The 1,983-nt window shown below is 79.5% G+C and carries 4 protein-coding genes; all 4 read right to left on the reverse strand.

The annotated features are described in order from the left end of the window. Positions 1-505, reverse strand: a 505-nt coding sequence (locus AC1MIR_RS26170) for a hypothetical protein (protein ID WP_480031111.1), incomplete at its 3' end; no start/stop codon positions are given. Next, on the reverse strand, positions 493-1,068 hold the full coding sequence (locus AC1MIR_RS26175; RefSeq protein ID WP_480031112.1) for a hypothetical protein: 576 nt from the start codon (positions 1,066-1,068) through the stop codon (positions 493-495). The genes AC1MIR_RS26175 and AC1MIR_RS26170, both read right to left, overlap by 13 nt. Positions 1,069-1,100: 32 nt before the next feature. After that, positions 1,101-1,670, reverse strand: coding sequence for a hypothetical protein (locus AC1MIR_RS26180; protein WP_480031113.1), 570 nt, complete (start codon positions 1,668-1,670; stop codon positions 1,101-1,103). A 132-nt stretch (positions 1,671-1,802) separates the two neighbouring features. Continuing rightward, positions 1,803-1,983 (reverse strand): hypothetical protein (locus AC1MIR_RS26185; RefSeq protein ID WP_480031114.1); only part of this gene is annotated, 181 nt, incomplete at its 5' end.

Below are 1,983 nucleotides of genomic sequence, written 5' to 3' on the forward strand. Positions count from 1 at the left end.
GGGGCCGCGCGGGCCGGGGACCGCGCGGGGCCCGCCCCGCCGCCCCGCGGCCGGGGGCGACGGGCGCCCGCGCCGCCGCGGCCTCGCCCCGCCGGTCCTGCTCGAGCGCCGTCGCGGCCGCGGCGAAGGCCGTCGTCACCGCCGCCGTGCTGGCCTCCGGGCTGATGCCGAGCGCGCCGCGCAGCTCGCGCTCGGCCTCGCGCAGCGCGAAGAACAGGGTCGGGTTCGCCCCGATCCACCACTGGTCCTGGGGCAGCGCCACGCTCATCCAGGAAAGCTGCGCGACGGCGCGCGCGGCATCCGCCGGATGGCCCGCCAGCCGGGCCGGATCGGCGAAGGCGGCGGCCGCGCTCAGCACCGCCTGGCGCGCCGGGTCGGCGGCGCTCGCCTGCGGCTGCTGCGGCACCGGCGGCACCGTCGGCAGCGGCTCGGACGGCGCGGCGCAGGCGCCGAGCAGCAGCGCCAGCCCCGCCGCGGCGGCGCCGCCCGGCCTCAGAACCACCACCGCCCCCGGCGGTCGTTGTCGTTCCGCCGCAGCATCGCGGCCTGCGCCTGCGCCAGGGCGGTGGCGGCGCGCGGCAGCTGCGGGAAGGCGGCGAGGCGCGCGAGCAGCGGCTCCACGCCCGCCGCGCCGACCAGCGGCTCCAGCTGCGCCGTCGCGGCGGCGCGATCCCCGGCGCGCAGCGACGCGGCCGCGCCGAACAGCGCATCCAGCGCCCGCTGCGGCGGCGCGTCAGGCGGGATGCCGAAGGCCGCCCGCGCTTCCGCCCGCCCGGCGCGCAGCTGCGGCACGACCAGCGGATCGAGCCCGATCCAGCGCTGATCGGTGGCGAGCTCGACCGTCAGGAACTCCAGCCGCGCCAGCGCCTCCGCCCCGGCGGCGGGATCGCCCGCGATGGTGTCCGGCCGGGCGAAGACATGCGCGGCGGAGAGCAGCGCCCCGCGGGTCGGATCACCGAGCCCCGGGTTGCCGGCGCTCTCGGGCAGGGTCACCGGCGCCGGTCCCGGCGGCGGCGTGCCGCAGGCGGCCAGCAGCAGCGGCAGGAGCAAGGCGGCACGACGCAACATCGCAGTCTCTCCTCGCCGGCGCCAGGCGCCGGTCAGCGCCGCGGCGGCATCCGGTCGTTCATCTGCGCCAGGCCGCTGACCGCCGCGGCGGTTCCCGCCTGGGCCTGCGGGATCCGCGGCAGCGCAGAGAGCAGCGAAGCGGCGCGCGCCGCGCCCTCGGCGCCGGTCACCGCCGCCAGCGCGGTCTGCGCGCCCGGCGGGTCGTTGGCGCGATGGGCCGCGGCGGCCGCGTCGAAGGCGTTGACCGCGGCCTGCGGGCTGGTGTCGGGCCGCACGCCGAAGGTCTCGCGCACCGCGTCGCGCCCCTGGCGCACGGACCCCGCGACCGTCGCGGGCATGCCGATGAAGCGCTGGTCGTTCGAAAGCTCCGGCGTCAGCCATTCGAGCTGGGAGATCGCCTCCGCCACCGCGATCGGGCGGCCCTGCACGCTGGCCGGATTGCCGAACACCGCGGCGGTGTTGTTGATCGCCGTGCGCGCCGGATCGGTGACGATGTTGGCAAGCGAGGCCGGCAGGTTCGGCGTCGGGACCGAGGCGGTCGGCCCGGTCTGCGCGCAACCGGCAAGAAGCGAGAGCCCGATCAGGGCGGCGAAGGTCCGCATGGGTCGTGTCTCCATGGCGTTGGCGCCGGCGGACCCGCGGGGCCCGCCCGGACCGGAAGGCTAGGCCCGCGCAACCGCAGGCGGAAAGGCACAAACCGTATCCCGTTCGTGTGTCTCCCGCCCGGGGCGCGCTCAGCGATTGGCGCCGCCGCCCGATTCGCGGCTGAGCATCGCGCGCGCCTCCCGCAGTGCCCGGCGCAGCGGCGGCGGCGTTTCCAGCCGCGCCAGTGCCAGCGCCGGGTCCGCCCCGCGCTGCGCGGCCGGCGCGCGCGCCGCCCCCCCGCCCGCCGGGTCCCCCCGCCGCGGCGCGCCG

Source organism: Falsiroseomonas sp. RANM36 (genome assembly GCF_056682175.1).